Genomic DNA, 19,835 nt, shown 5'->3' on the forward strand with positions numbered 1-19,835 from the left:
GGGTTTCCCTGGAACGCCGGACTGGAACGGGGGCTGGGCAACGGTGCTGGACGAGACGGCCGATTTCGCGGCGCTGATACGGGAGCTCAAGGACCGTTCGGGTCTGAGCTACGGCGTGCTCGCGAAGCGGCTGCACATGAGCACGTCGACGTTGCACCGCTACTGCAACGGCGACGCCGTACCCACCGAGTACGCCCCCGTGGAGCGCTTCGCCCGCCTCTGCAAGGCGACCCCCGACGAACTCGTCGAGGCCCACCGCCGCTGGATCCTGGCCGACGGCGCCCGCCAGCGCGAGCGGAAGTCCACCACGACGGCTACCCCTCCAACTCCCACCCCCACTCCCGCTCCGGAAACAGCCCTCCACTCCACCGCACCGGAGCCCACACCTCCCCCCGCTTCCCCCACACCCACTCGCACATCCGCCCCCACCCCCGAACCACCCGCCCCCGCACCCACACCCGCCCCACGCAACCGCCCCCGCACCGCCCTCTTCGCCGCCGCCGCCGTAGCCGTGGTCCTCACCGCCACCGCCCTCGTCCCCCGCTTCCTCTCCGGCGACGGCGGTGACGGTGGCACCGGCCGGAAGCAGGACGCCGGCTCGGTCGCCGCCGCCGGGCACGGCACCCCCTCCTCGTCCGCCTCCGGATCCGCGCGCTCGACCTCCTCGCCGTCCGCCTCCGGCTCGCCCGCCGACTCCACGAGTGCGAGTGCAAGTGCGAGTGCTTCCGGGTCCGCTACGGCGAACAGCGGGGCGTCCGGCTCGGCGGGCGCGAGGTCCGGCGGGGCCGCTGACGTGGCGGCGGCCGTTCCGCTGACGGTGACGACCCGGCCGTACGCCTGGGAGAGTCCGTGCAGCCAGACCTATCTGGTGAACCGGGACGCGGCCAAGGTGCCGCCACCGCCGACCGAGCAGGACGCGCCGGGCTGGGTGAGCGCGCTGGGTGCCGTCTCGGCCGGCAGCCAGTACCTCGAACTGACCGTGCAGGGAACCGGCCAGGAGACCGTGGTGCTCCAGTCGCTGAACGTCCGTGTCGTCGGCAGCGCCGCGCCACCCGCCTGGAACGCCTACGCCATGGGGTACGTCGGCGTCGGCTGCGGCGGCGGGGTGCCCACGCACTCCTTCGGCATCGGGCTGGACGCGGGCCGCCCGGTGGCCACGCCGGAGTCGGGGCAGACGGGTCTGCCGTACAAGGTGAGCGAGAGTGAACCCGAGGTCCTGTACATCACGGCCGCCGCGGCCTCCCACGACGTGCGTTGGTATCTGGAACTGACCTGGTCCAGCGGCACCCGCAACGGCGTGCTGCGCATCGACGACCAGGGAAGGCCGTTCCGCACCAGCGGAATGGCCGGACGACCTCAGTACGGCTACTCGCTGGACGACGGCAAGTGGGTTCCCCACAAGGCCGATTGAGCCACGGACAGCCGGGCCTCCGCAGCACCCCCAGCCCGCTCCTGCCGCCCCCGCCGATACCCCGCCTTCAACTCACCCCACCGCGCCGCCTGTTCGACAGTCAGCGTGCCCCGCAGCTCCGCCAGCTTCAGCAGGTTCGCCTCCGCCTCCGCGCCCAAAGTCTGTGCCTCGGCGCTGTAGTGGTCGTCCAACACCGCCGACAACTCACGAGAGTTCATCACCGGCTCGATGCGCCGGGCGATCCGGTTCATGCTGCGGTACGACCCCTGGAGCCGGAACGGCGGTTCGGTGCGGGCCTCTTCCGTGGTCGCCGCGGACGCCATGTACGCGGTGTTGACCGCGAGGACGGTGTCCCGAGCGGCGAGCAGCTGCCGCAACACGGCGACGGTACGGGCCAGTTCGGTGGGGTCGCAGGCGTAGGAGAGACGGTCGGCGCGGGCCGTCGTGTCGTCGCGGGCCAGCCGGATCAGCAGGTCCAGGTCGTCGCGGTCGCGGCCGGCGAGCGGGGCCAGGACCGGATTGGAGGTCAGCGCGTTCTCGATGAAACTCAGGGCGAACAGCGCCTCCTTGCCGGTCAGTACGTCGCCCAGGTTCCAGACGTCGGCACGGTTGGCGAGCATGTCGGGGATGCGGAACCGGCTGCCCGACTCGGTGTACGGGTTGCCGGTCATACAGACGGCGAACCGCTTGCCCCGCAGGTCGTAGGTGTGCGGCGCGCCCTCCCACACGCCCTCCATCCGCCGGGTCGCGTCGCACAACGTGATGAATTTCTGGAGGAGTTCGGGTGATGTGTGCTGGATGTCGTCCAGGTGGAGGAGCACGTTGTTGCCCGCCGCGAGCGCGAAGTCGACCTTCTCCACCTCCTGTCGGGCGGTCGCGTTCGGCGCCTCGGCCGGGTCGAGGGAGGTGACCCCGTGTCCGAGGGCGGGGCCGCTGACCTTGACCAGGACCAGTCCGAGCCGGTCGGCGACGTACTCCATGAGGGTCGTCTTGCCGTAGCCCGGTGGGGAGATGAGCAGCAGCAGTCCGCCGGTGCCGACGGCTCCGGCCGGCTCGCCCGCCGTGCCGAGTTGCCGGGCGAGGTTGTCGCCGATCAGCGGGAGGTAGACCTCGTCGACGAGCCGGCCCCGGACGAAGGACGACAGGACGCGCGGACGGTACTCGTCGAGCCGCAGCCGGGCGCGCTCCGCCGCGACCAGGGCGGTACGGCGACGCTGGTACGCGCGGTGCCCGGGAACGTCCCGCGCGCGGAACTCCCTTGTGCGGCAGAGGAGTTCGTCGAGTCTGAAACGCAACTCCCCGCCCACCAGGCGGGGATGACTGCCGAGCAGTCCGCCGACCGTCTCGGCCAGCTGTGCGTCCGACTCGTAACGCGGTGTGCCGGGGCAGAGTTCGGCCGCCACCGCCTCCGCCAGGTCCCCCGGGTCGACCCGCGTCCCGGACGCCGTCGTGTACGCCGTCAGCCAGGCCTCCACCAGTTGGTGCCGGGCGGGCAGGTCGTCGGCGAGGGCGGTCAGGTCGTCGTCGTAGGCCGAACTGCCCACCGCCCTGCGGAACTTGTCGAGCAGCGCACGGGCGCCCGTGCTGATCACGAAGCCCTCGGGGGCGCTGGTGAGTTCGTCCAGGAGGTAGGCCGCGGCGGCCTCGCCGCCCGATCCCGTTTCCGCCGCAAGTTCCGCGCGGAGTTCGGCGTCGGCGGGGGTGGGTCCGAACAGGTCGCGGGCGCGGGCCAGGGATCTCGCGCGCCGGGTCCACTTCTCGCGCGCCCGAGGGTTCGTGCGGTGCGTCCAGAAGAGCAACGCGCCTGCCCGGGCCGCCGGTTGGTGACGCAGCAGGCCCGCGTCCTCGTACCGGCGGAGCAGCGCCGCGAGGATCGCGGTCGCGTCGTGGTCGTGCACCCCGCGTTCGTAGCCTTCGTCGTACGACTCCTGCGCGGCCCGGCGGACCAGGGCGCCGAGGTCGGCCTCCTGGGCGAGGGCCGGTGCGCCGTGTTCGTCGAGGAGGCGGGCGGCGAGGTGTTCGGCGCGGTAGACCGACGGCGACTCGGAGGGCAGCGGGCGATCCCAGTACGGGCGGGTGGCCGCGAACTCCGGGTCCCTGACCGGTGATCGGTAGTCCGTGCCGGTGAGAGCGAAGGCCAGGCCCTCGCCGGAGGGGACCAGGGTGAGGTCGAGAGGCTCGGTGTGCACGGCGAAGCGGTGGCGGCCCAGGCGGAGCGTCCGGCCGCCGTCCGCGAAGAGGTCGGCGCGGTCGCGCAGCGCGCGGACCGCCTCCGCGTGGGCGGCGGTGAGCCGGCCCGTCAACTCCTGCGCCCTGGTGCCCTCGCCGAGTTCGCGGAGTTGGTCCGCGGTGCGGCGGATCCTCGTCACCATCAGGTCGGAGGCGAAGTACGTGTTCACCGCGTCGGCGTCGGCGAGCGCGCCCGCCCGCCGTCCCACGGTCTCCAGCACCTGGGCCGCGGAGCGCGACAACTGCTCTGCCTTGCGGGCCCGTTGGTCGACCAGGGTCTGCTTGCGGGCGGAGAGGGTCTCGTGGATCTCGACGCGCTTGCCGGTCAGTTCGGCGAGGAAGTCGTCGAAGTCCGCGAAGCGGGCTTCCAGGTTCTCCAACCGCACCAGCAACAGGGCGAGTTGGGTGTCACAGGCCTCCGGGGTCGCCGCGTCCGCGAGCGCCCCGGTGACCGACTGGGCGAGCAGCGCAAACTCGGCCGCGAACTCCGCCCGGCCCTCCCGGTCCCGGAGTTCGGCGCGGCGGGCGTCCAGAATGGCGCGGGCGCGGTTGACGCCGCCCAGCACCTCGGCGACCCGTTCCAGGATCGACGTACGGACCGTGGTGTCACCGATGTGGACCGTGGCGTCGCCGATATGGACCGTGGCTTCGCGGATGTCGAGTCCGGCGACCACCTCGGTCACCGTCCGCAGCCCCGCGGTCAGTTCGTCCAGCCGGGCCGCGACCGGGGCCGCCTCGGCGGCCTTGGCCAGCGCCCCGGACTCCGCGACGAGGCTTTCGATCAGCTCGTGGTGCCCGGCGAACGCGTCCTCGCGGGCCAGGAACGCCACCGCCCGCTGCCCGAACGCCCCTAGATCCGCCTCGACTTCGGCCGCCGCCTGCTCGATCCGCGCGGTGTCCGCGTACCGCATCTCCTTCAGCGTCAGCAAGTGCCCCTGTGCTCGCCGGAGTTCGGTGAGCCCGCCGACCCACCCCGCCGCGTCCCGGGGCGCCTCGCCCCGCAGCCGCCGTACGAGAGAGGTGAGGCGGTCCGTCGCGTCGGTGAGGGCGTCGGCGGCCCGCGCGGTCAGCGTCCGGACCGTCTCGAACTCGGTCAGGACCTGCTCCGCCGTGTCCCGCACCTCCTCCAACGGCCCCCGCAGATCACCGAGTTCGGCATCCGCCAGCCAGTGATGCGTGTCGGCCGCCCGGACACACGCGGCGACCAGCGCCTCGTACACCTCCGCCGCCGGCTCCATGCCCACGACCGCGCCCGTCACCGACAAGCAGTCGGAGATCCCGCGCACGAGATCGGCGTTCCCGACCCGGAACAACGGCCCTGAGCCGGTCAGTTGAGCGGCGGCGGCACAGGTGTCGGAGACGAACGGGGTACGCCACAGACGCACCGGGTGGACCCGAGCCGCTTCCCCCTCCCCCAGCACCACCAGCATGCCGTCCTCGAAGAGCGCCCACCCCCGCCCGGGCAACGGCGCCGCGACCTCTTTGCGAATCATGTTGTACGGCAGCAGCAGGCTCCGCCCCGACACCCTCGCCCAGTAGCCGAACAGCACGTCCTCCCCGTTGGGCGAGCGGACGATCCGCTCCAACTCCAGCCCGTCGGTGGCCGTTTCGAAGGTCTTGCACTCCCCCGTGGCCAGGCAGTACCCACCCGGGAACACGATCCCCTGTTCCTCCGGCAGCCGTTGGCACGACAGCCCGATCCCGTCGAGCCGTACGACCCCCTTGGTCAGCGTGTTGAAGACCAGGTGACGGTGGGCGTCCTCCTTGTAGGGCCGCACCCGCAGCAGCACCAGCGCGCCCACCCGCGCGTACGAGATCTCCGCGTCGGCGGGCGACTGCAACGGCTCGTCGACCGGTTCGGCGTAAATCCCCTCGCCCGTCTCGGTGTTGTCCTCCACCTTCACGGTGAGAGTGCCGCCCAGCGTGTCGACGTAGAGCCCGTCCTGGATCCGCACATGCGGATGCCGTCCGGCGACGAGGTCCTCGCGTCCCGTCCCCGTCCAGTCGAAGTCGTACGGTGGCGGGAAGACGTGGTCGCGTTCGCCGTGCGCGTCCAGGAAGGTCGCCGCCCGGCCGTCGTCCGTGAGCGCCCAGCGGAGTACCCGGATGTCGTCGGTCTTCTCTCCGGTGCGGAAGACGGCCAGCAACTTGCCCTCGACGCGCCGGAGTCGGAGGAGTCGCGCCTGACGGTAGTAGCGGTGCAGGGCGGTGAACTCCCGCACGAACTCGGGGTCGTCGAGCAGTCCGGGCACGGCGTCCTCGGGCAGCCCGCGCAACTCCCGCCCGTCGTACAGGCCGAGGACATCGGCCACCGCCGTCTCCCGCGTGACACCGGGGGACGTCTGGTAGCCGAAGAGGAGCGCGTCCCCCACGGCGACCACGTCCCTCGGCGTCGCCGGGTGCTCGGTGGTCAGGCGGCCGGTACCGGTGAGGTCCAGCCGGGTCGAGCCGAACTCCTCGATGCGGCGGGAGTTGAGCGCCTCGGCCCGGCGGGCGAGTTCGGCGGCCTGTGCGGCGAGGCGGTCGCGCAGGACCTCGTAGGTGCCGGTGTCCAGGCCGGTGGTCATGGGTCCCTCTCAGGATCTCGGGGTGGGGATCAGGAGTGGTCGGTCAGGAGTGGTGGGTCCGGAACTGCCGTCCCCTGTGCGGCAGTTCCGGACCGTCTGTGGGGGCCGGGCCTCGGCCGGGGGAGGTGTCAGGCCTTCGCCGGGTGGCCGTTGAGCGCGCTCAGCGGAGTGTCCGCGAGGCCCAATTCGCCAGCTCTGTCCAGTAGTTGTCGTAGCTGACCGGCGTTCGCCGTGTCCGTGCGCATCAGCTTCATCAACAGGGCGGACACCGTGAGGTTCTGGACGTCGGCGGTGGAGACCGAGCCGAGCACCCGCCCTAGGTCGTCGGCGATGTTCGACGTGCCGTCCAGCCACGGGCGCGCCAACGCCTGCGCCGTCTGGGAGTTCTGGACGAAACCGTCGACGCTGCGGCCCAGCGAGATCGACGACATCAGCCGGTCCAGGAAGACCGTGTCACCGCCGACGATGTCGATGTCGGCGTGCTCCAGACCGGTCGCGAGGACCGTGGCCTGCGCCTCGGCGACCTGCCGTTGCGCGTCGAGACCCGCGAGCCGGATCTCCTTCTCGGCCTGGAGCCGCAGCCGGTACTCCTCGTGGCCGCGCGAGGCGTCGTCGAGGGCGGCCATCGCGGCGGCCTTCTCGGTGAGCCCCTCCGCCTCGGCCTTCAACTTCTCACCGATACCGGTGGCTTCCGCGAGCGCGTTCGCCCGTACGCCTTCGGCCTGCGCGAGCACCTTCGCCTGCGTGCCCTCGGCCTCCGCGAGCGCCTTGGCCCGGGTGCCCTCGGCCTCCGCGCGCAGCCGGGCCTCGGTGCCTTCCGCCTCCGCGCGCAGCCGCGCCCCCGTGGCCTCGGCCTCGGCGCGGCCCGCCTTCACGGTGACCTCGGCCTCCTTGTCGCGGACCTGCACCTCGGCGAGTCCGGCCGCGGCGGCCTCCGCCTGGAGGCCCTCGGCGAGCCGGAGCTTGGCGCGGGCGTCGAGGTCGGCGGACTTCAACCGGGCGTCGGCGAGGGTGAGTTGCTCCCCGGCGCGGTGCCTGGCGGCGGCCTCCGCGGCCTCGGCCGCCTTGATGTCCTTGACCAGTTTCTCCTGCGCCTCGGCCTCCGCGGCGATGATCACCGCCTGCCGGGTACGCTCCGCCTCCTCGACCATCCGCAGCTTCTTGATGGCCTCCTCCTGCTCGGCGACCGTACGGTCCACGGCGATCCGTTCCCGGACCACGTCCGCGACCTCGCGTCGCTCGACCTCGATCTCCTTGTCGCGGGCGATCCCGGACAGGCTCGTCTCCCTTTCGCGGGCGATGACTTCGAGCAGCCGGTCCTTCTCGATGCGCTCGTTCTCCACGGCGATGACCCGCTCGCGGTTCTTCTGCGCGACGGCGATCTCACGGGCCTGGTTCTCGCGCTGGACGCCGAGTTGCTCCTCGGTGCGCAGGAACGCGGCCTGCGCGCCGAGCCGTTCCTCCTCCTGCACCTTCGCGGTGGCGGCCTCCTCGCGTGCCCGCAGCACCTCCACCTCACGACGCTGCTTGATCTCCGCCTCGGCCTGCCGGCGCTCCAACTCCAGGATGGTTTCCCGGGCGTCGACGTTCTGCCGGGTGATCTCCTTCTGCTCGGCGCGCTGGAACTCGTTGGTGCGGACGTGCTCGATCGTCGTCAGCTCGGTGATCTTGCGGATGCCCTGCGCGTCCAGGATGTTCTGGCTGTCCAGTTGGGTCATCGGAGTCTGTTCGAGGAAGTCGATGGCCGCGTCGTCGAGGTGGTAGCCGTTGAGGTCGGTGCCGATGACCTGGATGATCCGGTCCCGGAACTCCTCGCGCTTGGTGTAGAGATCGACGAAGTCGAGCTGTTTCCCTACGGTCTTGAGCGCCTCGGAGAACTTCGCGGCGAAGAAGTCCTGGATCGCCACCGGGTCGCTCGCGGTCTGGGTACCGATGGCCTGCGCGACCTTGATGACGTCCTCGACGGTCTTGTTGACCCGCACGAAGAAGCTGATGTGGATGTCGGCGCGGATGTTGTCCTGGCAGATCAGGCCCTCGCGCCCGGTGCGGCGGATCTCGATGGTCTTCACCGAGATGTCCATGAACTCGGCCTTGTGCAGCACCGGCAGGACGACCGCGCCGGTGAAGGTGACGTCCACCTTCTTCGTCTTGGAGACGATCAGCGCCCGCCCCTGCTCCACCTTCCGGAACAACCGCCCGACCAGCAGAAGCAGCGCGAGCGCGATGAGCAGGACAACGGCGACGAACACACCGATGCCCACGGTGATGGCGTTCATGACATGGGTCCTCTAGGTAGGGGTGAGTTGGGGTGGGTATGGGCGGGCGTTTGAGGGCGGGGCGGGTGTCCGAGGGCGGGGCGGGTGTCTGAAGGCGGGCGTCTGTCGGTCGGTGTGGGTCAACTGGTGTGGGTCTACGAGCGTGGGCCAACGGGCGTTGACTGGACGGGGGTTGCCTGTCGGGGCGTTGCGCTGGAGGGCCCTGGTCCGCGGGGCGTTGGCTGGCGGGGCGCCGGCTGGCGGGAGGCCTTGACCTACGAGCGTTGACCAACAGGCGTTGACTCGCGGCTCCGGCGGGCGCGGGCCACCGATCGCGTCGGTCGCGAGCCAATGGCCGTGGTCCAACACCCGTGGGCCAACTCGCGTGGGCCAACCGCCGTAGGCCAACCCGCGCGAGCCAACCGCCGTAGGCCACCGATCGTTGGCCACCGATCGTTGGCCACCAGGTGTTGACCACCAGGCGCGGCGAGCGACCACCGAGCCTCGGCGACCCGACCCGTCCCAACGCGGCGAGCGACCACCAGCCCCGGCCACGAACCCCAGCGCCCGGCACGCGACCACCGCCCACCGCCCACCCGCCAACACCCGTAGGCAACCGACCGTAGGCAACAACCCGCAGGCCAACCCCAGTTGGCCAACTCACGCAGGCCATCGCCCGTAGGCCCACACCCGTGGACCCCCACACGCAGGCCACCGCCCGTAGGCCAACACCCGTAGACCAACAGCCACAGACCAACACCCGTAAGCCACCACGCGCAGACCAACATCCGTAGGCCAACACCCGTAGGCCACCCACGCGTCGGCGGTCTACCCCGGATTGCCCCCAGGTCCGGTCCTCGGGTCCAGCGCGCTGTCGTAGGGCGCGACCCAGAAGAACTCGCCGGGTTCGTCGTAGGCGTAGAGGAGTCCGGTGCTGCCGCTGGCGAGGGCGTCGTTGCCCGTCTGGCGGACCTGGACCGTCGCGGCGGAGCCGTCCGCGGCCCTGACCTCGGCCTGGCCGAACCCCGCGTCCACCCGCCCGGTGCGGATGGTGCAGGTCAGCCCGACGAAGTCCAGCCGGGACGGCCCCTGTTCGTCGGGGAACAGCGGGTGCAGTGGTCGTACGAGGAGTTTGGTCGCCGACCAGGAGGCGTAGGCCGTGGCGATCAGTACGATCGCTCCGACCAGGAGGCCGGCCGGGCCCGAGGGTACGAACAGCGCGTTCGCGCAGAAGCTGATGAGCCAGCCGACCGCGACGAACAGCGAGAAGGCGAGGGTCACCGGGACCCCGCCGAGCCACTGACTCCCTGCGGGCCCACGGCCGTTGACCTGCCCACGGCCGTTGGCCTGCCCACGCCCGTTGGCGTGCCCGTGCCCACGGACGTGGATGTGGACGTGCGCATGGGCATGCGCGTGGCCGTGTGCGTCGGCCGCGCCGAGGGCGACCAGCAGCCAGTAGAGGACGACCACGACGAGCGCCGCGGTGAAGACGACGGTGGGAAAACCGGTCGCGGCAGCGATGAACGCCCCCATGATCCCGGCCCCCCGTTCTCTTACTCGCCCGAATGTCGAGGGGATGCGCGGATCACGGTCCCGGTGCGGGACACCTGCCGGTGTCCGGCACCGGAACCATCCGTGGTGCTCCCCTGGCGCCATGGTGCACGCGGGGTGCGCGCCCGCGCATTGCCGGAACCCGGCAGTGTCCATTAGGGTCTTGATGCCGGTGGCGCGCTAAGAAAGCGTCACCAGGGCGTCAAGAAAACAGGGGGCGGCGTTGCCGGAGGGCGGAATACCTGAGCAGTATCTGGCGGGGTACGCGCAACTCCTGGCGGAGGTGGCCGCCACCGGACGGCGCCTGAACCGGGCCGAGTTGGAGGCCCGTCGCACCCTGGGCGAGCTCGCGGCCGAGGCCGGACACGGACTGCGCGCCCTGGTCAACGCCCATCTCGCCGCCACCCGCACCGCCTGGCCGGAGACCCCAGGCGCCGCCGACTGCACACTTGCCGCTGTCCAGCAGGTGGTTGACGCCTTCACCGAGGGCTACGAGCGGGCCCAGCGGCTCGCCGTACGCCAGGAGGAGGCGGCGCGGCGGGAGTTCATCGACGATCTGCTCTACGGCCGCAGTGATCTGGGCCGGATCGCCGAACGTTCCGAGCGTTTCGGTCTGCGCCTGTCCCACTCGCACGCGGTCGCCGTCGTGCAGGGGCCCACCGCCTACGACGAGAGCGCGCCGGTGCCGCGTCAGGTGGAGCGCGCGATGATCAGCCGTTTCGGTGACCGCAACATCCTGCTCACCACGAAGGCGGGCCGCATGCTGTGTGTCGCGCCCGGCGACCAGGACGACATCCTCACCCACTTCGCCAAGCAGTCGTACGCGGCGGCGGTGGGCTCCCGGGTGGCGATCGGCCGACCGCAGCCGGGCGCGGGCGGGATCGTGCAGTCGTACGAGGAGGCTCTGAACACCCTCGAACTGGCCGAGCGGCTCGCCCTGGAGGGCCCGCTGCTGCGCGCCGCCGACCTGCTGGTCTACCCGGTGCTCACCCGGGACCGGCAGGCGATGGCCGATCTGGTCCTCGACGCGCTGGGCCCGCTCACCAAGGCGCGCGGCGGCCCGCGACCGCTGCTGGACACGCTCTCGACGTACTTCGACTGCGGTTGCGTGGCCGCGGAGGCCGCCCGGCGCCTCTCGCTGAGCGTGCGGGCACTGACGTACCGCCTCGAACGCATCCACCAGCTGACCGGCGCCGATCCGGCGGATCCCGGCCAGCGTTACATGTTGCAGACGGCGGTGATCGGCGCCCGTCTGCTGGACTGGCCGGACAAGGAGCTGTGACGCGGAGTGTGCCCCGGGAGGGGCGGGGAGCGCGCGGAGGCGTCAGCCCAGGGGAGTGTCGATGTACGACGTCGGTTCGGGGCCGGAGTCCGCGGTGGGGGCCGCGGCGGAGGTACCGGGTTCGGGGGCGGCCGGGGTCGGTGCCGGCGGGGTCTCGTGGCAGGTGAAGCCGAGGCGGGTCAGGGCCCGGGTGACCTCGGAGGCGGTGAAGTCACGGCGGTCCTGCTTGGTGATCACCTCGCCGACCTGCTTGACCGGGTACAGCTTGCGGCTGATGACGGCGCAGGGGCCGCTGACGGGCTGCTCCGGGCGGACGCCCTTGAGCATCTGCTCCACTTCGCTCTTCGTCAGATCGAAGGGGTAACGGGCGATCACGCAGCGCATGGTGCCTCACCAAGGGGTTCGAGCGGGAGGAGAGGGGAGGATTTCTCCTCGGGGAAAATCGGGAAGCCGGAGAACGTTCGGGAAGCCGGAGAACGGTCGAAGAACAGCGGGTGACCGAAGTACAGCGGGTGACCGAAGAACGGCGAGCGGAACAGCGGCCGGAACTGGGCCTGGACTGGAACTGGGCCTGGAACAGGGACTGGAACGGCGGGTAAATGAGCAGATACGAAAAGGGGCCCGCACCCAAGGTGCGGGCCCCTGTTTCGCAGTCTCGCGTGCTTAGGCGGGAACGATGTTCTCCGCCTGCGGGCCCTTCTGGCCCTGCGTGATGTCGAAGGTCACCTTCTGACCTTCCTGCAGCTCACGGAAGCCCTGGGTGGCGATGTTCGAGTAGTGGGCGAAGACGTCGGCGCCGCCGCCGTCCTGCTCGATGAAGCCGAAGCCCTTTTCCGCGTTGAACCACTTCACGGTACCGGTGGCCATGTCTTAACTCCTAGGCAGTGCTGGAGATACGCACTTTACGAATCTCCTCCATCGCCGTGATGATCACCTGCCCGGAGAACCGGTTCAAAATTGGCAACCACAACTGCAACTGACGGCAGCCTAGCACGGAACCCATTTTCGCGACGGCGGAATTGCGGGAGAAAAGCGCTGCCCGAAACAGTGAATTTCTGTTTCGGGCGCATCAGATTTTCTAGCGGTGGGGCGACCGGCGCAGCTCCTCGTTGACACGCAGCGCCTCGTCCAGCCGGTCCTCCAGGCTGATGATGCGGCAGGCGGCCTCGATGGGCGTCCCCTGGTCGACCAGCTCGCGGGCGCGCGAGGCCGTACGGAGCTGATGGCGCGAGTAGCGGCGGTGACCGCCGTCCGACCGCGTCGGCGTGATCAGCCCGGCCTCACCCAGTGACCGGAGGAAACCGGGGGTGGAGGCGATCAGCTCGGCGGCCCGGCCCATGGTGTAGGCAGGGTAGTCGTCGTCGTCGAGCCGGTCGGCCGCGGGCTGCTGGCTTTCTGCGGGCATGTACACCTTTCCTGCGGGCCGCCGGAGAGGGACGGCCCGCCGCGAGGGAGCGTGTTTCCCCTTACAGGAACTCTAGTCGCACCCGGGGAATCCCTGTCGCGGCGAGCACAGATGTCCTGACGGCCGTGGACGGCGGTTGACGCGCTCAGCGGCCCAGCAGCAGGACCTGGCAGGCCCCGGCCGACGGCCGCGGATCACGCGCCTGAGCCACCACGTCCCGCCAGCCCCAGGCCCGGTACACGGTCAGCGTCTCGGTGTCGGCGGCGGGCACCAGGGTGACGCCGAGGGCGGGCGCGTGGTCGTCGAGGAGCCTGCGTTGCAGGCGCCGGGCGAGGTTCCACTCCCGGTCCTGGTAGTGGGTGCGCACCCGGGGCGGGACGACGATCCCGGAGACCGCGAAGAGCCCGCCGCTGACCGCGAGCCCGCGCACGGTCCGGGGCAGCCGGGTGTCGCACCCCTGCCACCACGGATCGGCGCCGCGCACCGGGAAGCCGTAGGCGCAGGCCGTCAGGGTGGTGTTCTCGGCGATCAGCAGGGTGAAACCGGGCCGCCGGACCTCGCCCGCGAGTCGGCGCAGGAAGGCGGCGCGGGAGCGGTTGCCGGTACGGTCGCCACCGGCCCCGAGGGTCGCCTCGTACAGATCGCCCAGGTCCTCGAACCGGTCCTCGATCTGACGTCGGCTGAGTGGGCGCAGCCGGTCACCCTGTCGAGGGGACGGGCCGCGCTCCCGGCCCGGCGACGACCGCGGCTTCTCCCCCGGGCCCGTGCCGGCGCCACCCTGCGCGTCCGCACCACCGCGCGCGTACGGCTCCGCACTGCCATGCGTGTACGGCTCCGCACTGCCGCGTGCGTCCGCCACCGCACTGCCGTCCGCGTACGCCTCCGCGTCGCCGTACGGGTCCGTACCGCCGTGCCTGACGAGGTCCTCGGTCGTCGGCCGACCGGGCACATTCACGGTCATGGGGCGAGCCCTGCCCCGGGTGCGGACACGTCCGCGCCCGGCGTCGTCCTTCGCCGAGGACGGCACCGGCGCGATCCGGCGCGCGAGAAATCCCCGGTCTCTTCACGGTACGCCCGCGAGCTGTGGCCCGGCCGGGGCCAGGGGTCCGAGGCCCGGGGCCAGGGCCCGGCGGTTCTACGACGGTCCGCCGGCCCCGCCCTACGGCGTCACTGGTTCCAGCTCTCGTCGTACGGGTCCTTCGGTGTCGGGACCGGCTTGGCCTCGGTGACCTGGAGGTAGGGGATGGGACGGTTGTTGACGGGGTCCTTGGTCTGCTTGGCGGAGTAGGTCCCGGTGACCAGCAGCCAGGTGTCGGGCTGGAGGACCGGCGGGATCTTGCCGGTCAGCGCGATCTTCACCGGCTGGGCGTCGGCGGCACAGCAGTTGAGGGCCATGCGGACGAGGTAGGGGGCGCCGGACTTGTCGAGGGCCACGAAGCCGGTGACCTTGAGCTGACGGTCGCCGAGGGAGTGCCCGTGGTCGTAGACCGCGCGGGTCGCGTAGTCCACCAGGCCGATGGTCAGCGGGTTGCTCGCGGGGAGCTTGGCGAGGCCGTAGGGCTGCTGGATGGCCGTGCCCGTGCGGACCGCGCTGTACGAGCCGAGGGCGGGCGGGGCGACCAGGATCAGGGCGAAGAGGGGGAGCAACAGGAGCCAGGAGATGCGGGGTTCGCGGTGCACGTGCGCGTGACCACCGTGACCACCGTGACCGGCGGGCTCGCCGTGCTCCTCGCCGTCCGCCTCCGCGTGGGCCGCCTCCGTCCCCGTTTCCGCGTGGGCGGAATCCGTCCCCGTCCCCGCGACCACCACTGCCAGTGCCTTCTCCGCCTGCGCCTTCTCCGCCCGTGCCCGGCGCCACTCGTACCAGGCCGTCGCCAGTGCCGCCAGGATGAGTACGCCGCCGGAGAGCAGCAGCAGCGGTTGGAGGCCGGCCTTGACGTACCGCAGGTAGAGGTTGGTGAAGCCGGCGTGCAGCAGGGCCGTGCCGATCAGGAACAGGACCGCCGCCTGTGCCTGCCGGCTCACAGGAGCACCGCCGAGGTGACGACCGCGCCCGCGATGGCGAGGACGAACGTGGCGGGCGCGAAGCGCAGCGCGAAGCCGCGTCCGAACGTGCCCGCCTGCATGGCGAACAGTTTGAGGTCGATCATCGGGCCCACCACCAGGAACGCGAGTTTCGCCGTGAGCGAGAACTGGGTCAGCGAGGCGGCCACGAACGCGTCCGCCTCCGAGCAGATCGACAGCAGGACGGCCAGTATCGAGAGCGCGAGGATCGCCACCACCGGGTTGTCGGCCGCCGTCCGCAGCCAGCTCGCGGGTGCCACCGCCTTGAGTGTCGCGGCGGACATCGCGCCGAGCACCAGGAACCCGCCCGCCTGCATCACGTCGTGCCGCACCGAGCCCCAGAACGCGGCCCCCTTGGTCTCCCCCGCGTGCGGCTCGTGGGCGGGCAGCTTCAGCCAGTCGGTGCGGCCCATCCGCGTCCACAGCCAGCCCATCACGCAGGCCACCAGCAGGCTGCCCGCGAACCGGGCGAGGACCATCTCCGGGTTGCGCGGGAACGCCACCGCCGTCGCCGTCAGCACGATCGGGTTGATCGCCGGGGCGGAGAGCAGGAACGCGATGGCCGCCGCCGGGGTGACGCCCCGGCGCACCAGCGCCCCGGCCACCGGTACGGACGCGCACTCGCAGCCCGGCAGGATCGCGCCCGCCATCCCGGCCACCGGTACGGCGAGGACGGGATTGTCCGGCAGCGCGCGGGTGAACCAGGTGGCCGGCACGAACACCGCGATGGCCGCCGACAGCAGCACGCCCAGCACCAGGAAGGGCAGCGCCTGTACGACGACGGCCACGAACACCGTCATCCAGCTCTGCATCACGGGCGCGGACAGGGCCGTACGGATCGGCCCCTGCGCGAGCACCACCAGGAGCAGCACCATGGTCAGCACGAGCGGCGAGTTGAGCTGCCAGCCGTCCTTGGCCGCCGCCCGCGTCCCGTCGGCCGCCGTCTGCGGCTCCTTGGGCGCCTGCGGCTCGTCGGCCGCCGCCTGCGGTCGCGGTGGTGTTTCCGGGGTCGGCGGAGTCTCCGTGGTCGGCGCGGCTGGTTCGGTGGTGATGGCCACGGGTGTACTACCTCCGGCGGGTGCGGGGTTTCGCGAGTTTTGCTCCCTCGTTCTGCATACGGCAGTAGGGGCACGGGTGTTCAGCGGAATACTGGAACCGCCCGCCTCCTTGGGGCAGTCTTTCCCCTCGTGGCGAGCAGCGTTCCTCATCAGACCCCGCCGGGCACCCCCCGGGCGCACATGGTGGTGTGCGGCGACGACGGGCTCGCGCACCGGCTCGCGGCCGAACTGCGTTCCGTCTACGGCGAACAGGTCACCCTCGTCGTGCCGCTCACCGACGCCTCCGCCCGGCCGCCGGTCGTGGGCCGGGCGCGGGCGGCCTCGGTGGCGCTGCGCGACCGGGTCAACGCGGCGGTGGCCAGGGCGAACGGCAACGGTGTCCCGCACACCCCCGAAACCCCGCGCGGGGAACGGGTGCTGGAGGTCGCCGAGCTGACCGAGGCGGTGTTCGCGGAGGCGGGCGTGGAGCGGGCGGCGGCACTCGCCCTCGTCTACGACGACGACGAGACCAACATCCGCGCCGCCCTCACCGCCCGTCGCCTCAACCCGCGCATCCGGCTGGTGCTGCGCCTCTACAACCGGCGGCTGGGCCAGCACATCGAGGAACTCCTCGACCAGGCGGCCTCGTTGGCGACCGGCGACGGCACCGCGAGCGGCTCGGGACTCGACGCGTCCACCACCGTCCTGTCCGACGCCGACACCGCCGCGCCCGCGCTGGCCGCGACCGCTCTCGCCGGCACCAGCAAGGTCGTGCAGACCGACGGGCTGCTGCTGCGCGCGGTGGAACGCCCGCCGCCCGGACCCGGCCAGGTCGCCGACCCGGGGCTGGCCACCCTCGCCCTGCTCTCGGCGACCAGCAGCGACCCGGCCGGCGCGGACGGCTCCGAGGGCATGGGCGAACAGGGCCCGCGCCTGCTGCCCGACGCGGCGGCCGTCGCCTCGGCCACCGGGCGCGGGACCGTCGTCCTTGAGCAAGTGGCGTACGCCGGGCCGCAGTTGCCGGGCGGACGCGGGGGCGGTGTGGTGCCGCCCTTCGCCTCCCTCTTCTCGCGCCGGCTGCGCTGGTCGCTGGCGGGCATGGTGGCGTGCGTGATCGCGCTCGCCGTCTCGCTGTGGCTGGTGACCGGTATCCATCCCGTGCGGGCCTTCTATCTGACGCTGCTGGACCTCTTCGCGATCGACGACCCCGCGATCGGGGCGCCGCTGGGCCGCCAGATCCTCCAACTCCTGTCCGGTCTGGTCGGGTTGCTGATGCTGCCGGTGCTGCTGGCCGCGGTCCTTGAGGCGCTGGGCACCTTCCGTACGGCGTCCGCGCTGCGCAAGCCGCCGCGCGGGCTCGGCGGGCACGTGGTGCTGCTCGGGCTCGGCAAGATCGGCACCCGGGTGCTGACCCGGCTGCGCGAACTGAACATCCCCGTGGTGTGCGTCGAGGCCGACCCCGAGGCCCGCGGACTCGCGGTCGCGCGCCGGCTGCGGGTCCCGGTGATCCTCGGGGACGTCACCCAGGAAGGCGTCCTGGAGTCCGCGAAGGTCCACCGCGCGCACGCCCTCCTCGCGGTCACCAGCGCCGACACCACCAACCTCGAAGCGGTGCTCTACGCCCGCTCCGTCCGCCCCGACCTGCGGGTCGTGCTCCGGCTCTACGACGACGACTTCGCGACGGCCGTGTACCGCACCCTGCGTGCCGCGCACCCCGGTGCCCTCACGCGCAGCCGGAGCGTCTCCCATCTGGCCGCGCCCGCGTTCGCCGGGGCGATGCTGGGCCGGCAGATCCTGGGCGCGATCCCCGTCGAGCGCCGGGTGCTGCTGTTCGCGGCGATGACCGTGGGCGGGCATCCCCAGCTGGAGGGCCGGACGGTCGCCGAGGCGTTCCGCGCCGGGTCCTGGCGGGTGCTGGCCCTGGACACGGCGAACCGGGACGCGTCGGAGGACGTACGGCGGTCGGGCCTGGTGTGGGACCTGCCCGACACGTATGTCCTGCGGAGTTCGGACCGAGTGGTGCTCGCGGCCACCCGGCGGGGTATGGCGGAGCTGCTGGGACGCAGGCCCCGGGAGCGGGCGGGAACGTAGGGGAGGGAGCCGCCGGGCCTCGGCCCCCTCCCCCGCGAGCACCGCTACGTCCCCAAGTGCCGCTCGGCGAAGTCGAGTTCCAGTCTCACCTGCTTGATCCGCTCGTCCACCACCAGGGACCCGTGGCCCGCGTCGTACCGGTACACCTCGTGGACGGCGCCGCGCTTCTCCAGGCGTTCGACGTAGTTGTCGATCTGCTGGATCGGGCAGCGCGGGTCGTTGACTCCGGCCGAGATGTAGACGGGGGCCGTGACCTTGTCGACGTAGGTCAGCGGGGAGGACGCCTCGAAGCGGTCGGGGACCTCTTCGGGGGTGCCGCCGAGCAGGGTGCGGTCCATGGCCTTCAGGGCTTCCATCTCGTCGTGGTACGCCGTGACGTAGTCGGCGACCGGGACGGCCGCGATGCCCAGGGTCCACGCGTCGGGCTGGGTGCCGATGCCGAGGAGGGTGAGGTAGCCGCCCCAGGAGCCGCCGGTGAGGATCAGCCGGGCGGGGTCGGCGAGGCCGGAGGTGATCGCCCACTCCCGGACCGCCGCGATGTCCTCCAGCTCGATCAGGCCGACCCGGTGCTTCAGCGCGTCGGTCCACGCGCGGCCGTACCCGGTGGAGCCGCGGTAGTTGACCCGGACGACCGCGTACCCGTGGTCGACCCAGGCCGCCGGGCCGGCCGCGAAGGAGTCGCTGTCGTGCCAGGTCGGGCCGCCGTGGATGTCGAAGACCGTGGGAAGGGGGCCGCTCGCGCCCGCGGGCTTCTGGACGAGGGCGTGGATACGGCCGCCCGGTCCCTCCACCCACACGTCCTGCACCGGGACCGAGCCGGGCGACTTCAGGCCGGGCGGGTCCAGGACGACCTCGCCCGTCGTCGAGCGCACGGCGGACGGCTCGGCGGCCGACGACCACAGGTACTCGACGCTGCCGTCCGGGCGGGCGGTGGCGCCGGAGACCGTGCCGGGCGGGGTCGGCACCTTCTCCAGGTCGCCGGTGGCGAGGTCGTAGCGGAAGACCTCGCTGCGGGCCTCGAAGCTGTGCGCGACGAGGAGGGCCGAGCCGTCCGGGTACCACTCGGCGCTCACGTCGCCGGGCAGGTCCAGGCTCAGGTCCGTCTCGCCGCCCTTGACCACGTCCCACACCAGGGGCTCCCAACGGCCGCGCCGCTGATGGCCGATGAGCAGCCGGGTGTCGCCCTCCACGGGGGCGAAGCCGAGGACCTCAAGGCCCAGTTCCTCGGTGCCGCCCGCGGTGTCGTCCAGGTCGGCGACCGCGGTGCCGTCCGGGCGCAGGACGCGCAGCGCCGAGTGCATCGCGTCGCCGTGCTCGGTGTGCTCGATCGCGATCAGCGAGCCGTCGTGCGAGAGGTCGCCGACGCCCGCGGACTCGCGGTGGCGGTAGAGCAGCGTGGTCTCCTCGCCGGTGCGGGCGAGGTGGATCGTCGTACCGTCCTCGTCCGTGGAGCGGCCGACGACCGCCGTGCGGCCGTCGCGCGCGAGGGCCAGTCCGGCCGGGTAGGAGGGGTCGAGGCCGGGGACGGCCGCGTCGTCGGGGCCGCCCTTGAAGGGCTGGCGGCGCCAGACGCCGAACTCGTCGCCGTCCTTGTCGTCGAACCACCAGATCCACTCCCCGTCCGGGGAGAGCACACCGTCCGTCGTGCCGTTCGGCCGGTCGGTGACCTGGCGTTGCTCGCCCGTCGCCCGGTCCCAGGCGTACAGCTCATACGTCCCTGTCGCGTTCGACACGAACAGGGAACGGTCGGGTGCGTCCTCCGCCCAGTCGGGCAGGGACACGCGGGGCGCCCTGAAGCGCTTCTCCCAGTCCGGTGTGTACGCGGACCCGTTGCTCTCAGTCATGGCCCCATACTGCCCGCCTTCACAGACATTGCACTGACCGGATCCTCAGCCTGTGGATAACTTCGACCAAGACCCGGCCGGAGCATTGCCGACGGCGAG

13 protein-coding genes are annotated in these 19,835 nt (G+C 71.9%); 3 read left to right on the plus strand and 10 right to left on the minus strand.

Annotated features, from left to right (window positions below; all coding sequences use genetic code 11):
- Positions 1-43 precede the first annotated feature (43 nt).
- Positions 44-1,411: a helix-turn-helix domain-containing protein gene (locus ACIQPR_RS10260; RefSeq protein WP_403644893.1), complete on the plus strand. Its 1,368-nt coding sequence runs from the start codon at positions 44-46 to the stop codon at positions 1,409-1,411.
- Here ACIQPR_RS10260 and ACIQPR_RS10265 read toward each other — a convergent pair.
- The 3 genes from ACIQPR_RS10265 to ACIQPR_RS10275 form a co-directional block, all read right to left on the minus strand.
- Positions 1,366-6,207: a DNA repair ATPase gene (locus ACIQPR_RS10265; protein ID WP_403644895.1), complete on the minus strand. Its 4,842-nt coding sequence runs from the start codon at positions 6,205-6,207 to the stop codon at positions 1,366-1,368. The genes ACIQPR_RS10260 and ACIQPR_RS10265 overlap by 46 nt on opposite strands.
- A gap of 128 nt (positions 6,208-6,335) precedes the next feature.
- Entirely contained in the window at positions 6,336-8,483 is a 2,148-nt protein-coding gene (locus tag ACIQPR_RS10270; RefSeq protein ID WP_403644898.1) for a flotillin family protein, read from the minus strand.
- An 807-nt stretch (positions 8,484-9,290) separates the two neighbouring features.
- Positions 9,291-9,995 carry a hypothetical protein gene (locus ACIQPR_RS10275; RefSeq protein ID WP_403644900.1) on the minus strand — a complete coding sequence of 235 codons (705 nt, stop codon included), beginning with the start codon at positions 9,993-9,995 and terminating at the stop codon, positions 9,291-9,293.
- A gap of 241 nt (positions 9,996-10,236) precedes the next feature.
- Between ACIQPR_RS10275 and ACIQPR_RS10280 the strand changes: the two genes are divergently transcribed.
- Positions 10,237-11,295 carry a PucR family transcriptional regulator gene (locus ACIQPR_RS10280; RefSeq protein ID WP_403644903.1) on the plus strand — a complete coding sequence of 353 codons (1,059 nt, stop codon included), beginning with the start codon at positions 10,237-10,239 and terminating at the stop codon, positions 11,293-11,295.
- Between the two features lie 42 nt (positions 11,296-11,337).
- Here ACIQPR_RS10280 and ACIQPR_RS10285 read toward each other — a convergent pair whose 3' ends face one another.
- The 6 genes from ACIQPR_RS10285 to ACIQPR_RS10310 all read right to left on the minus strand — a co-directional run bounded on the left by ACIQPR_RS10285 (position 11,338) and on the right by ACIQPR_RS10310 (position 15,822).
- The gene (locus tag ACIQPR_RS10285; protein WP_403644905.1) at positions 11,338-11,679 is read right to left on the minus strand and encodes an SCO5918 family protein; all 342 of its coding nucleotides are present in this window, start codon (positions 11,677-11,679) and stop codon (positions 11,338-11,340) included.
- A gap of 279 nt (positions 11,680-11,958) precedes the next feature.
- The gene (locus ACIQPR_RS10290; RefSeq protein WP_019063123.1) at positions 11,959-12,162 is read right to left on the minus strand and encodes a cold-shock protein; all 204 of its coding nucleotides are present in this window, start codon (positions 12,160-12,162) and stop codon (positions 11,959-11,961) included.
- A gap of 211 nt (positions 12,163-12,373) precedes the next feature.
- The gene (locus ACIQPR_RS10295; protein ID WP_403644908.1) at positions 12,374-12,700 is read right to left on the minus strand and encodes a MerR family transcriptional regulator; all 327 of its coding nucleotides are present in this window, start codon (positions 12,698-12,700) and stop codon (positions 12,374-12,376) included.
- 145 nt (positions 12,701-12,845) lie between these two features.
- Positions 12,846-13,661, minus strand: a complete 816-nt coding sequence (locus ACIQPR_RS10300) for a hypothetical protein (RefSeq protein WP_403644911.1) — start codon at positions 13,659-13,661, stop codon at positions 12,846-12,848.
- A gap of 206 nt (positions 13,662-13,867) precedes the next feature.
- Positions 13,868-14,725 (minus strand): TIGR03943 family putative permease subunit, encoded by an 858-nt coding sequence (locus tag ACIQPR_RS10305; RefSeq protein WP_403644914.1) that lies wholly within the window; start codon positions 14,723-14,725, stop codon positions 13,868-13,870.
- Entirely contained in the window at positions 14,722-15,822 is a 1,101-nt protein-coding gene (locus ACIQPR_RS10310; RefSeq protein WP_403644917.1) for a permease, read from the minus strand. The genes ACIQPR_RS10305 and ACIQPR_RS10310 overlap by 4 nt, the downstream gene beginning before the upstream one ends.
- A 180-nt stretch (positions 15,823-16,002) precedes the next feature.
- Between ACIQPR_RS10310 and ACIQPR_RS10315 the strand changes: the two genes are divergently transcribed.
- Entirely contained in the window at positions 16,003-17,892 is a 1,890-nt protein-coding gene (locus ACIQPR_RS10315; protein WP_403646430.1) for an NAD-binding protein, read from the plus strand.
- Positions 17,893-17,936: 44 nt separating this feature from the next.
- Here ACIQPR_RS10315 and ACIQPR_RS10320 read toward each other — a convergent pair whose 3' ends face one another.
- The gene (locus tag ACIQPR_RS10320) at positions 17,937-19,736 is read right to left on the minus strand and encodes a prolyl oligopeptidase family serine peptidase (RefSeq protein WP_403644920.1); all 1,800 of its coding nucleotides are present in this window, start codon (positions 19,734-19,736) and stop codon (positions 17,937-17,939) included.
- Between the last annotated feature and the right edge of the window lie 99 nt (positions 19,737-19,835).

It is taken from the genome of Streptomyces sp. NPDC091280 (assembly GCF_044768565.1).
In the GTDB taxonomy this organism is placed as follows: domain Bacteria; phylum Actinomycetota; class Actinomycetes; order Streptomycetales; family Streptomycetaceae; genus Streptomyces.

What these genes read in the sequence shown, in the direction of transcription:
- ACIQPR_RS10265 (WP_403644895.1), bottom strand. Translation starts at nt 6,207, where the DNA reads ATGACCACCGGCCTGGACACCGGCACCTACGAGGTCCTGCGCGACCGC.
- ACIQPR_RS10270 (WP_403644898.1), bottom strand. Translation starts at nt 8,483, where the DNA reads ATGAACGCCATCACCGTGGGCATCGGTGTGTTCGTCGCCGTTGTCCTG.
- ACIQPR_RS10275 (WP_403644900.1), bottom strand. Translation starts at nt 9,995, where the DNA reads ATGGGGGCGTTCATCGCTGCCGCGACCGGTTTTCCCACCGTCGTCTTC.
- ACIQPR_RS10285 (WP_403644905.1), bottom strand. Translation starts at nt 11,679, where the DNA reads ATGCGCTGCGTGATCGCCCGTTACCCCTTCGATCTGACGAAGAGCGAA.
- ACIQPR_RS10290 (WP_019063123.1), bottom strand. Translation starts at nt 12,162, where the DNA reads ATGGCCACCGGTACCGTGAAGTGGTTCAACGCGGAAAAGGGCTTCGGC.
- ACIQPR_RS10295 (WP_403644908.1), bottom strand. Translation starts at nt 12,700, where the DNA reads ATGCCCGCAGAAAGCCAGCAGCCCGCGGCCGACCGGCTCGACGACGAC.
- ACIQPR_RS10300 (WP_403644911.1), bottom strand. Translation starts at nt 13,661, where the DNA reads ATGACCGTGAATGTGCCCGGTCGGCCGACGACCGAGGACCTCGTCAGG.
- ACIQPR_RS10315 (WP_403646430.1), top strand. Translation starts at nt 16,003, where the DNA reads ATGGTGGTGTGCGGCGACGACGGGCTCGCGCACCGGCTCGCGGCCGAA.
- ACIQPR_RS10320 (WP_403644920.1), bottom strand. Translation starts at nt 19,736, where the DNA reads ATGACTGAGAGCAACGGGTCCGCGTACACACCGGACTGGGAGAAGCGC.